The following is a 12041-nucleotide window of genomic DNA, read 5'->3' on the forward strand; positions in this document are numbered from 1 at the left end:
ATGTGTCTGTATCCGATAAGGTTGTATTCAGTGAAAATGTTTAAATTCAGATTGAAAAAAAAGGTTGGCAAAGATACAATTTCTCTGGAGCAATGAGTTGCTTCAAAATTGTAATGTGAACAATAATTAAACAGAAAGGAGGTGTTCCGATGAAAAAGTTTAAGTTTAGAATAAGGAAAAAGGTTGTCAAGGATACAGCCAGAGTTGGGGCAATGTATTGTTTCAAAAATTGCAGTGTGAATAGTAATTAATTGAAGGATTTATGCGGGTATCAGTCCTTGACTGATGCCCGCATTTAATAGGCTATGTTTTATGGATTATCAAAATAAAACTATCGAAATAGAAATAGGTGCGGATACAGTTATTGAGTTGCCCGATAATATACATCGCAAGGAGATTCAGTGTAAAAAGCTTATTATTGCAGAAGATCAAGCGAATTGGGTGGTTTTGTTTAATAAAAAACAAAAAAAATATTTGATTTAATAAATGAAAAATTTTCTATTGGAACTATATCAACGAAATTAAATGATACCGATTGGGATGATTTCAATTTTGTTGTTTCTCAAATATTTGACAGAAACTTTACGAAGCAGGAAAGTATTATTAATTACTGCTCATTAGAAGGAATGTATATTTACTTGACAAATAGATGTAATTTGCGTTGCAAGCATTGTTATATGTTTTCAGGGAATAAGAAAGGTAATGAATTATCAATAAATGACTGGAAAAAAATAATTGATAATTTTAAAAATGCTGGTGGCAAATCAATTACATTTACTGGCGGTGAAGTATTAATGTATGAAGATTGGGCTAAGGTAATACGCTACACAAAAGAACAAGGTTTTTCTGTAACGATTCTCTCAAATGGCACACTATGGAACCAAGAAGCAATCAATGAAGCAACGAAATATATTGATGAAATCCAAATTAGCTTAGATGGAATATCAGAAAAAACAAATGCCATGATTAGAGGTGCTGGAAATTTCGATACCGCAATACAAACAGCTATATCATTTGCTAATCAAAATGTTAAAACAAAAATTACAACGACTCCCACAATGGATAATATCCATTTAATTAAAGATGATTATGTCAATTTTTCAAAAAAAATACTAAAAAGAGTAGAGCAGAAAGGCGTCATACATTTTAAAATTGCACAAAAACTATTGGAAGGAAGAGAAGTAAAAATCACAGAGAGTGAAATGCAAGAATACCAAAAAATCACCGACAAAATCGCAAAATCTTTGTATCCCAAATATTCAGTAGAAAATTTCATGAGTAACTTGTTATATGGTGCAATTAAAAATTGTGGTTATGGTGGCCTATCGGTTTCAAGTAATGGAGAATTCTTCCTTTGCAATAGAGTCTTAGAGATTGAATCTATTGGCAATATAGACACTCCATTCTCTGTAATTATTAACAAAGCAAGACACTTTTATGAAATGACGTGTGTTGATAACGTGGAAGAATGCAATGACTGTGAGCTAAAATATATTTGTGGAGGGGGATGTAGAATAGATGAATATAAATTTGCAGGTATTCACACTAAAATAAAGGTGGGAGAACTATTAAGGAAGAAAAAGAAATGCCCTCCATCTTTTAAACAGTCATACTACGACAAAATGATACAATCAATTGAATTCATATATGATAATGAGGGATAGTATGATTTTAGTTTATATATTTTATGATGATAAGATTATTATTGAGGTTCAAGAAAATAGACCTCGTTTATCACCATTTATAAGAACAAAATCAAGACTAACCAATTTAAGTGCAAAATTAATAAAAGAATATGATCGGACTGTTCTTTCTTTCCTTGAATTATCAGGGCAAGAAAACCCTCCTTTTGAGATACATGAAAAGTTTTTTTGTAAAGAATTAATTTCTATAATACAGAACAGTGAATTTACTTTCACAAAAGAAGGGAAACATTCGTCTCTTAAAAAAAACACAAGATTGTCTGATCTGAAAAAATCTCTTCCTGTTATTAATTGTATAGTTGAGCCTCACCATATTGAAATTAGAATAAAAAATATATATAAAAATGGGGTTAAGGCTTCTATATTCACTAATATTCATGAATCAATAAAATTAATACCTATAAATTATGATTTCATAGTTCCATTGAATGAGAAAGCAAAGTTATGCTATGTAAGCGAAGTGGAAAAAGAATTATTATTAAAAGAATTGGAAAAATACTTTCCTACTAATACTCATTTAAAAGAAAATTTATTATTTATTCCCTATGATGCTTTAAAAAAAATAGCATTTAATGAAAAAATTCATGTTAAATATTATGATAATAAAGAAAAAAAATCCAAATCTATTTCTTTTGCTTCAGATTCACTTTTCAGGATACGTATTTTTCCAAATAATGTCATGAAAGACTCAGATATCCAACTGTATTCATCCCTGTTAAATAGCTATTTAGAAGGGAAAAGATATATTGAGTGGAACGATTCTGTCATTTTATTTGGCAATGAGGATGTTATATCCCAATTTGATGAAAAAACAATTAGTTATAGCCTTGACAGAGAGAATATAAATGCTTCTTGCAATATATTTTTTAAAAAACTATGGGGCCTAACACAACAAATTGAAAAAGATAATATTTCCCAATTATTAAAAAATTCAAACTTTTGTGGAGAATTAAAAGTATATCAAATTGAAGGAATACATTGGTTGCTTAATTTGTATCATAATAAGATTGATGGTGGATTGCTTGCGGATGAAATGGGGCTTGGAAAAACAGTTCAACTTATAGCGTTTCTTTCAATACTGTCACCCCAAAAAACATTAATCATTGCTCCGGCTACAATAATTAATAATTGGGCAGAAGAAATTAGAAAATTCAACCCCAAATTTTACAAATCGCTTAGTCTCGAACCAACAGACATAAAAAAAATTACAATTCTTTCATATGAAACTGTAAGGAATAAAATAGATGAACTAAGTAATCATAAATTTGATATATCGGTGCTTGATGAATCCCAAAAAATAAAAAACGTAAATACAAAATTGTTTTATTCTATAAATAAAATAGCAAGAAATTTTACCATCATAATGACAGGTACTCCTATTGAAAACGGATTATCTGATTTTTGGAGTATGTTTATTACTATAAATTCAGGCCTTCAAGTAATTTTTGATTCAAAAATTAAACCAATGCTTAAAGATAAAAGTAGTTATAAAAAGGCTGTTGAATTCACTGGAAAAATATTTTACCCATTAATAATTCAGCGCAGAAAAAAGGATGTACTGTCATTGCCAGAGAGAAATAATCATACAATTTTAATTGAGTTCACAAAAGCTGAAAGAATGGCATATAATCAAATAATCGAAATATTTAAGTCGGCTATTTCCACAGGATTATCGGGAAGAATCCAACATATTGCATTAGAAGCATTATTGAGGCTAAGACAATATTGCTCTCTGCATGAGATGCTTCCCAGTTCGTTGTTGGCTAACTGCCCAAATCTTAAAGAAAGCAAAATTGACAGCATTATAAAACTAACTCAAGAAATTATTAACAGAGGAGAAAAAGTAGTAATTTTTTCACAATTTTTGCCGACATTGGATAGGTTGCAGTATGAATTGATTTCAAAAAAGTATTATCTTGTGAGGTTAGATGGGGCAACCCAAAAAAAAGAAAGGGCGAAAATAATTAATGAATTTCAATCCAATAATACTTGCAGTATTTTTTTAATCTCTCTAAAAGCTGGAGGTACGGGAATAAATTTAACAAAAGCTGTTAATAGTATTCTTGTTGAACCTTGGTGGAATCCAGCAGTTGAGGAACAGGCTTTCGCACGTATACACAGAATTGGTCAATCTCATACTGTAAACACTTACCGTCTATTTTACTCTAACACTATCGAAACAGATATTGCTGAATTAATTAATCATAAGTCTAATATATCCAAAACAATGAATAATACATTATCATCAATTGATTCAAATAGCATACATATTGATTTGGCAAAAAAGATTTTTAATGAATTATAAGGTTGTCTACCAAAAATACACATAACCAAACGCTCCAGCGGATTCGGTTTTGCTCCGCTGCGCTCCGCAAAACCGAACCGCTGAGCTTATCGTTGCATCTCAATTTGAAGTCATGGGGGCTTCAAGGGATAGATGCCGTAAACGTTGAGCGAGGTAAAATTTATGGCTGCACCGCGTCTTAGAAGGGTTTCTTCAAGGAAAGAGATGGAAAATTTGATTGATGATTACGTTACTCAAGGGTATGCGATTCTCGAACAAAGTGAAAGGAATGCAATGGTAAGGAAAAAGAATTCGGGCTCAATGATGATTCATATCATTCTGTTTCTTTTTACCGTCGGAGTTGGAAATGTCATATATTATTTTTTGGCTCAAAATAATGCTGAAAAAGTCATGATCAAGGTTGACGGTGAATCATAGTTTACTCATTTCATTTAATGAAACATAGTTATCCAAAATTTTATATTTTAAATTGTTTTTAATAAGTAAATTGTATTTTATTATACACCCTTTATCCTTGATTTTTCACATATAGAGGGTGTATTTTTTCTTGCATTGATTAACATATATGTTAATATTGAATCTATGACTTGGGAAATTTCATACTACAGCGAAGCTCTTCAGGAAAAAATTGCCAATTTACCTACTGGTATTCAGGCAAGATACATCCATCTTACCCAAAGAATGTCCATTCATGGAGCAAATCTTGGAATGCCTCATACAAAATCTTTGAAAAATGGGTTATTTGAGCTTCGAATGAAATCAAAGGAAGGTATTGGAAGAGTTTTTTACTGCACCTTGTTGGGGAAAAGAATTGTTATGTTGCATACGTTCGTTAAGAAATCCCGGAGGACACCTGCAAAAGAGCTCACAATTGCCGTCTCTCGTATGAATGAGGTTAAAGAAAATGATGACACATGAAGAATTTACAAAAAGATTGTTGAAAGACCCAAAAGTTCAAAAAGAATATGAAGTCTTGAAAGAAGAATTTACTCTATTTGATGAGCTACTCAATGCAAGAATACGTGCCGGACTTACCCAAGCGGAAGTGGCTGACCGTATGAGGACAAAAACCCCGGCGATAGCTAGATTGGAGGCAGGTGGTGGCAATAAGAAACACTCACCTTCAGTATCCACACTCCGCAAATATGCTAAGGCGGTTGGCTGTCATTTAGAGATTAAACTTGTACAAAAAAATTCAAATATGAAAACAGCACACGGATAATTAATAATATTACAATTGGAACATATGGCAGAAATGGCGCTAACAGGTCGTTCCAGGGGACGCCGTGAACGGGAGCCGTTGACAGCGAAGGCTGTTGGCGGCGCCCCTGAACTCGGCGTTGTGCTTTTTTGACATTCAGACTACCGCCATAAGCCGGGACAGCCTGGCCCACTTTATAGCGGTAGCCGATTTTTTATGTATAGGTACTGACTCAGGTACTGCACATAATTTACAGAGGGGAAGGAACGTTTTCAATTACGCCTCATGAAAATGATATGAGTCTATCCTTTTTACATGATCCTCATCTTGAATCATGATGAGAGGTTGGAGGGATGTTTCAAGTTTGGCAATTGGTTTCGAATTATCGAAAAAATGAGAATCAAATGAGATGAAAGGACTTTTTATGAAATTATTAGGTGCTGTATTGCGTTGTTTTTATTTTTGGGGATTTGTAAGCATCATGGCATTGTCGATCGGTTGTGCGCCAACAGCAAAAGTTCCGATCATGAAACCTGCGGAAATCAATCTGAAAGGGGTCAATAAAATAATCGTCGGTGACATATCAGGTAATAGTGGCCGATCTCTTTCTGAACTTTTGACGACACGATTGTTCGAATCCGATAAATTCGAGGTGCTTGACAGAGAAAATTTTGACCAGATAACCGCAGAACACAAGTTGAATTTGAGTGGTCTCGTCAATGAAGAGTCCGCTCCCGAATTTGGTGAGATCCTTGGTGCCTCGGCATTGATCACGGGAAGATCGACGACCTCTTACGCAAAAAATTCTTCCAAGGGAGATTCATACAAAGATAAAAACGGCAAGACACATAGAAGTTATCACAAAGAAGCCAAGGCAAAAACCACTGCCGTATTGAAAGTACTCGATCTTAAAACCGGTAAAGTGATCGCAGTCAAAAATCTATATGACGAAAGTAAGGGCAGCGATTCCAAAACAGACCAATGGCCCCCTGATATCGATCTAGATAAATTGAAGTCACGAACACTCGTATCCGTCACCGACGATTTCATGAAAATCATTGCCCCTTACAGGGTCTATGTAGAAGTAAAGTTTGCCGATGCCAAAACGGATGAGGGGAAAAACGGCATCAAATTGGCGCAAAACGGGTTGTGGTACGAAGCGTTGAATCAATTTCAAACTGAAGCGGATAAGTTACCGGAGAGCAGCGAAGCAATATACAATGTGGGTGTGGCGTATCAATATTTATATCAATTTGATGAAGCCATTGAAGCATACAACAAAGGGATCGGCATAGATGCCAACGAAAAATGTATGGAAGGAATAAGAAGCGTAAGGCAAATGCAAGCTGAAAGAAGAAGACTCGCCGAGCAGCAAGGCGCTCTATAAACCGAGTAAATCACTCTTTTGATAGGGATGACGTTCCTGTCAAAAGAGTTTTTATCAATTCCAGTAGTTACGGATTCATCGCAGTACGATTCCCTTTTAGGATAAAACCAATGAGAATTGCAACTTTATTGATTTTTACGACGCTTTTGATGAGTACCACGATTCATGCCGACACAACGAATCCGACGATTATCGTTGCCATCCCAGAATATCATATCAGTCATACGGTACCTGACCCAGCCGGTGAGACCGAGATCGTGAAAATATTGATTGAACATGGATACTCCGTCGTCGACAAAAAAATAACCGCTCAAATAAAGGAAAACGATAAATTTCGTGCCATCCTCCAAGGCAACAAAAAGCTCGCAGTGGAGATCGGCTTACAATTCAATGCCGATGTCCTTATTGTTGGAGAGGCGTTCAGTGAGAGCCGCGGTCAAATTTCAGGTTTTCAGTCTTGCAGAGCAAGATTGGAATTAAAAGCGATCAGCACGAAAAATGGAAAGATCATATTGTCTGACAGTGACTATGGCAGTGGCGCAGATACCACGGAGTTTATCGCAGGGAAGAAAGCGATTCAAAGTGCGGCAAGAAAATTAGGTCGCAAAATCGTGTCTGCGTTTTCCCTGTACGAAAACAAGATCAGCACATCCAAGTACACCATTTCAATCACCGGCATTAAATTTGAAGATCTCACCGACTTCGAAAAAGGCATCGATACGATTTCAAAAGTCAAATCGAATTCTCTACTCTTTTTTGAACAAGATAAGGCGTCATATAACATGATTTATGAAGGCCCCGTTCGGGAATTGGCAAGAAAAATTCTTCAATTGAATAAATCTCTCGGAATTTCATTGAGTCATTTTGCCGGAAACCAGGTTGTATTTACAGTAAACAAATGAAAATAGCATTCGGTTATTTTATTTTACTTAAAAAATGCCACATGTATGGGTAGTATTTTGTATCAGATATGAATAGAAAAAACTTAATAATTTGGCATCCTTCATATCACCCCAAAGGTACTTTACACTTTTTGGGGAATGGTTCCCCAAAATAGGGTGCTTGCTCCAAAAAGTGTAAACTGGCAAATGAAAGATGCCAATAATTTCAGAAGATTAACCTTTTCAAAAAGCTCTTGCACAGGTGGAAATATTTTTTAATTCAAGCACAACATTTCGTTATGCGTTTCTCTCATTACTTAGATCATCTTTTATTTTATTACATGGAGGTATTCTTAATGAAAAAAAGTATTGCCATGATTATTGCATTAATTGGAATGCTTATGTGGACTACTATTCACGCAGAAGAGACTGATAATTTGTTGCAAAACCCTGATGCAGAAGATGGTCTTGAAAATTGGAGTGCTTATCATTTTTCGACAATTGATAGCTCTGGTGAAGAGGGACTCTTTCCTCGTTCTGGGAATTTTGCCTTTCGTGCTGGCTCTTATCACTACACATGCACATTAATTCAAGTAATTGACATTTCATCATATAGGTCTATCGTTGATACCGGTACATCTGAAGCACATTTTGATATATGGAGTGCAGTTTGGGCATCACAGTGGTTAGATGATTGGTTTAAAGTTACGATAAAATTCCTTGATGAATTTGGTGCATTGTTAAATACAGAACAAACTGGAAATCTTTCTCCAGCTTATATTGCAGATATTTGGACAAATCAAGAAACTTTTATTTCATTAATACCGATAAATACAGCTTTAATTGAATTAACAATTTCTACTGGAGATTTGATAGCATTTGATGATTTATCCCTTAAGCTTAATTGGGATGTGAACAATTCATTTATTGAATTAAATTTTCCGCAGAGACCAATTTCTGCCAACGCTGGTCAAGTTGTAGTAGTAGAATGGTCGACAAATGAAGAAATGCCAGAGGATCAAATTATTATTGAAATGAAACGTGATGCTGTTAACGAAAGTGAAACTGTCCCTGATGATCAAAATTGGTATCGCTTCACAGAGCATGGTGCAAGCAGTTATAATGATGGGGTAGAGGAAATTACCATTCCTGAAGGATTAACAAAATCAGATGACTGGAGACTTTATATCAGGACGGTAGATACTGATATATTGGATTTTTCTGATGCTTTTACGTATAACGGCTCTATTGAAGATGATCTTGATGCACAGTATGAAGCAGGAAAACAGTATTGTATAGAAAATCCTGAACTATGTGGATTATATTCTCAGGAAAATGTCGATGATAGCTACAGTGGTGGATATGCAGCTGGAATAGCATCAGTTGAGATACCAGAGTGTATTCAAGATTACACTGAAGAAGATCTGACAAATAGCTACAATGACGGATATACAGCTGGAGTGACATCAGTTGAGATACCAGAATGTATTCAAGATTACACTGAAGAAGATCTGACAAATAGCTACAATGATGGATATACGGCTGGTTACACCGAAGGCTATGAAATTGCCGAAGAAGATTGTGAGAGCGGTACTACGTTTCCTTTTACCGGAGAATTACCCGAAACCTTTCAAACATATCTTGTCCTTACAGATGATTCTGTTCCTTTTTATTTACCCCCTGGAAGTTACGTTCAAGGTTATGGTTCAAACGGTGCTAACACAGTCAATGTAAGAAAATATGCTCGTGTAGAATTAATGAATTGCGTCGGAGAAAATCAAATAAATATTGAGGAAGCTTCTTCTCAGTTCACTGTATATCGTTCTGGTGCGGTAATAAATTTAAATAGCAATTTCGGCACGTTGATCAAGATAGCAGCAACTTCTACAAGTCAAGTATTAAGGTTTGCAGATGGCAGTTCCGAGTTAATTGTTAGAGATGGTTTTGTAATGATTGGAAATCAAATTGTAGAAGAAATCCGAAATATTCTTGATATGCCTTTAGATGGAGATAATACATCAGAAGATATTTTTTAGTCATATTTGACGCACAACATACCAGTCGAGGGGACGCCGTGAACGGGAGGCATTGACTGCGAAAGCTGTTGGCGGCGCCCCTCACTTCAACGTTAGGCATCAAATTCTAAACTCGGTGTACTCAGTAGTTTGATCCCCGTCTTGGCTCCATTCAGGCATCATCGTCACTACGGCAATAGCGCTGTGCATGCCGTATTCTGCTCCGTCATCTGTGATGTCAAGCTCAGCCTTATGCTTCGCCAGCAGTTCATCAAGGTCGCGCCTAAAATTCATTTCTCTTTCTGCCGCTGTTTTCATGTTTTCAATACCTAACAAGCTGCTCCAGCCGACCCCGCGCGTCAGCTTTTGGTGGTTTCCTTCAGCTCCGTGCCGCGCGCGGGGCGGCTGAGCTTGGTCGTTAGCCGAATATCGTATTATAAGATGATTATAAAAGTATAAATATCTACAGTTTATATATCGATAAAAGTACGTAGTTTTTAAGGAATAATGCAATGTTTGATAAGGATTCGTGTTTTGTCTCAGAAGTACAAGGCGAATATCTAAAAACTCCTTTTGATATTGGAAATCGTTTCCCAATTTTTAATCCTCACTTTACAGATGAAGAAATAGAAATTTTAACAAGATATGGTAATTGGATGGAAGCTATTGATAATAATACGATTCCTCCATTAACTAAGAAGCAAGAAACATTTTTATATTCAATTTATAAAGGGGCATCCTTAACTAATAGTATCTATGAGAAAACTTGGATAAAGTTTAAATACTACGAGAAGAAAAATATTTTTGATAATGCTGGATGGAACTACGAGGGCATTAATAAATTTACCAAAACAATGTATGACCTCGAAGGTTTTGATATGAAGGGTTTTGATAAAACAAAAATTCATAAATCAACCAAAACAAGGTTTGACAAAGATGGTTATAATTTTGATGGATATGACCGTAAAGGCTTTAACCGAAATGGTTTAAATAGATGTGGAAAAAGAATTTACAATGAGAATCAAAGAACCTGTCCAAGATGCAATGGCACAGGTCAGCACAACAATTGTATATGGTGTGATGGTTCCGGTTGGATTCGTGTAAATTAAAAAATTTAAAATGCCTTACTTTTCTAATTTTGTGTTAATCGGATTAAATTATCAGCAGGACTGTCCACAAGGCAACTTAATATGAATAACAAAAGTGACAAAAAGGCACATCTCGAATATTTGAAAAAGGATTTTTTTGATATCGATTTATTAGAAAAAATTAGAAAATTCTTGTTATTCGATGAGTATGAAGTTCTAAAAAAGTATGGAACGTGGCTTTTGATGCTTTCGTCTAAAAAAATTTTACCTATTACAGATGCCCAAAGTAGATTTTTGAAAGTAGTAAAAAAAGAAATAAAACCAGAAACAACTTTTGAAAAATTATGGTTAAAATTTCTCTTTATTCAAGAGAATTATGATAAATACGAAAAAGTTTGGAAAATTTATAATGAAGAGCTTAATTTACAAGAAGAAATTGAATTAAGGAAATTAGAAGAATATTATCTTTATGAGGAAATGGAAAATTATTTTAATGATCACGATGAACAAACTTTTCAAATAGAAAGGAATGAACACTCGTATTTTTATGAAGACTATCAAGATGATGATTATCCTGACTATGATCTTCCCGACTCGTTTGGGGGGGTACCCGAAGACAATCCTGATTATGATGAAGTTGGTGGCGATTCATGGGGTGACTATTATGCTGCTGATTGGGGCGATGATGATAAAGAATGGTAACTATTATCAACGATTAACAAAAAGAGGTGTTTGATGCATAATAAGTGGGATGATCACGATATCGATATTTTTGATACTTTTGGCAGCGATAATTCCTTATATAGAGGGTGGGAATATCATGAAAAAGGAACAATATCTTCTCCCGAAAATTATAATTATCTCATTCAAGAACAAGATAGCAACAAATTCGATATAGCAGATAGAATAAAAAACACACCAATTTCAAGGAAAATTCTTATGGAATGTCTGCTTTGGTTAGAAACATCCAGCGGATTTTCGGTTCCTTTTTTTTCAATAGTCAAAAAGTTGGATTTAAAATCGAGTGTTCAAAAGTATCAAAAGATAATAAATTGACATTTATTAGTTTTATTAAAGAAAGCTATAAAATACATTGCAATCTAAAGTATTTTGAAGGCTTTGATGAGACAATCAAATCAATATTAAATTTAGATGACGAAGTTCAATTATATCATATTTTTAAACACTACTTAAATCTTTTTTGTTTTGAGTCAACAAGTAAAGACAAATATAGATATGATAAAGAGAACAATGTGGCAACATTTATTTTGTATCCAAGATTGATACAAAATAGTCATTATACCGATTTTGGCTAAGTGCCTGATTTTATTGAGCCTCTCAAAATATGACTTTTAATGAAATCAATGGGTTATGGAAAATCAATATAATATCTAATAAATCCTGTAGTTTATAATTTTATACAATTAAGCTAAAATGTATCGGCTAACAAAACGCTCCAGG

Annotated in this window: 13 protein-coding genes; 12 read left to right on the forward strand and 1 reads right to left on the reverse strand. The window is 34.5% G+C overall.

Features of this window, described 5'->3' with window-relative positions:
- Window positions 1–312: 312 nt before the first annotated feature.
- The 9 genes from MTBBW1_RS28485 (at window position 313) to MTBBW1_RS17165 (ending at window position 9513) form a co-directional block, all read left to right on the forward strand.
- Window positions 313–483 carry a hypothetical protein gene (locus MTBBW1_RS28485; protein WP_186441421.1) on the forward strand — a complete coding sequence of 57 codons (171 nt, stop codon included), beginning with the start codon at window positions 313–315 and terminating at the stop codon, window positions 481–483.
- A gap of 143 nt (window positions 484–626) precedes the next feature.
- A complete protein-coding gene (locus MTBBW1_RS17130; RefSeq protein ID WP_080805243.1) occupies window positions 627–1664 on the forward strand; it encodes a radical SAM/SPASM domain-containing protein in 1038 nt (345 codons plus the stop codon).
- Window position 1665: 1 nt separating this feature from the next.
- On the forward strand, window positions 1666–4008 hold the full coding sequence (locus MTBBW1_RS17135) for a DEAD/DEAH box helicase (RefSeq protein ID WP_186441425.1): 2343 nt from the start codon (window positions 1666–1668) through the stop codon (window positions 4006–4008).
- Between the two features lie 204 nt (window positions 4009–4212).
- Window positions 4213–4425, forward strand: coding sequence for a DUF8108 domain-containing protein (locus MTBBW1_RS17140; protein WP_222424096.1), 213 nt, complete (start codon window positions 4213–4215; stop codon window positions 4423–4425).
- A gap of 135 nt (window positions 4426–4560) precedes the next feature.
- Window positions 4561–4926: a type II toxin-antitoxin system RelE/ParE family toxin gene (locus MTBBW1_RS17145; protein WP_245809446.1), complete on the forward strand. Its 366-nt coding sequence runs from the start codon at window positions 4561–4563 to the stop codon at window positions 4924–4926.
- Window positions 4913–5230, forward strand: coding sequence for a helix-turn-helix domain-containing protein (locus tag MTBBW1_RS17150; protein ID WP_222424097.1), 318 nt, complete (start codon window positions 4913–4915; stop codon window positions 5228–5230). The genes MTBBW1_RS17145 and MTBBW1_RS17150 overlap by 14 nt, the downstream gene beginning before the upstream one ends.
- Window positions 5231–5633: 403 nt before the next feature.
- A complete protein-coding gene (locus MTBBW1_RS17155) occupies window positions 5634–6596 on the forward strand; it encodes a CsgG/HfaB family protein (protein WP_186441427.1) in 963 nt (320 codons plus the stop codon).
- A 110-nt stretch (window positions 6597–6706) separates the two neighbouring features.
- Window positions 6707–7498, forward strand: coding sequence for a hypothetical protein (locus tag MTBBW1_RS17160; RefSeq protein ID WP_080805251.1), 792 nt, complete (start codon window positions 6707–6709; stop codon window positions 7496–7498).
- Between the two features lie 335 nt (window positions 7499–7833).
- Window positions 7834–9513 carry a hypothetical protein gene (locus MTBBW1_RS17165; protein WP_080805253.1) on the forward strand — a complete coding sequence of 560 codons (1680 nt, stop codon included), beginning with the start codon at window positions 7834–7836 and terminating at the stop codon, window positions 9511–9513.
- Window positions 9514–9612: 99 nt separating this feature from the next.
- Here MTBBW1_RS17165 and MTBBW1_RS17170 read toward each other — a convergent pair whose 3' ends face one another.
- Complete coding sequence (locus MTBBW1_RS17170; RefSeq protein WP_139786801.1) at window positions 9613–9810, reverse strand: hypothetical protein; 198 nt, start codon at window positions 9808–9810, stop codon at window positions 9613–9615.
- 194 nt (window positions 9811–10004) lie between these two features.
- On the opposite strand from MTBBW1_RS17170, the gene maoP (MTBBW1_RS17175) reads away from it, so the two are divergent.
- The 3 genes from maoP (MTBBW1_RS17175) (at window position 10005) to MTBBW1_RS17185 (ending at window position 11636) form a co-directional block, all read left to right on the forward strand.
- The gene (maoP, locus tag MTBBW1_RS17175; RefSeq protein WP_080805257.1) at window positions 10005–10601 is read left to right on the forward strand and encodes a DUF413 domain-containing protein; all 597 of its coding nucleotides are present in this window, start codon (window positions 10005–10007) and stop codon (window positions 10599–10601) included.
- 81 nt (window positions 10602–10682) lie between these two features.
- Window positions 10683–11282, forward strand: coding sequence for a DUF413 domain-containing protein (gene maoP / locus MTBBW1_RS17180; protein WP_080805259.1), 600 nt, complete (start codon window positions 10683–10685; stop codon window positions 11280–11282).
- 33 nt (window positions 11283–11315) lie between these two features.
- Window positions 11316–11636: a hypothetical protein gene (locus MTBBW1_RS17185; protein WP_080805262.1), complete on the forward strand. Its 321-nt coding sequence runs from the start codon at window positions 11316–11318 to the stop codon at window positions 11634–11636.
- Window positions 11637–12041: the final 405 nt, after the last annotated feature.

Origin of the sequence: Desulfamplus magnetovallimortis, assembly GCF_900170035.1 — a bacterium.
GTDB lineage: Bacteria > Desulfobacterota > Desulfobacteria > Desulfobacterales > Desulfobacteraceae > Desulfamplus > Desulfamplus magnetovallimortis.